The following is a 309-nucleotide window of genomic DNA, read 5'->3' as shown; positions in this document are numbered from 1 at the left end:
TACAGCCAGGTAAATCCTTCACATATGAATTCACCCCGGAGGATCCTGGAACATATATGTACCATACCCATCAGAATGCTGTTGAGCAAATGGATAAAGGTCTTTACGGTTCTTTTATTGTAGAACCAAAAGAGAAGACATATGATCGCGACTATACCCTAATGCTTGATGAGTGGATGAGCAAGCCTGAAGAGGGTGAATCAAGCATGGAAGGTATGGATCACAGTAACATGGGTTCAGAAGAAGACAGCGATAAAGAGGCTGATTCAGAGGATTCAAGTATGAGCGGCATGGATCACGGCAGTATGG

The 309-nt window shown here is 43.7% G+C and carries 1 protein-coding gene; it reads left to right on the top strand.

Annotated elements, in window-relative coordinates; genetic code table 11:
* Positions 1-309: multicopper oxidase domain-containing protein (locus JI665_RS28365; RefSeq protein WP_206846306.1), on the top strand; the 309-nt coding region annotated here is incomplete at both ends.

Origin of the sequence: Bacillus sp. NTK034 (genome assembly GCF_017303275.1) — a bacterium.
Taxonomy (GTDB): domain Bacteria; phylum Bacillota; class Bacilli; order Bacillales; family Cytobacillaceae; genus Cytobacillus.
This window is presented reverse-complemented; position numbering and strand designations above follow the sequence as displayed.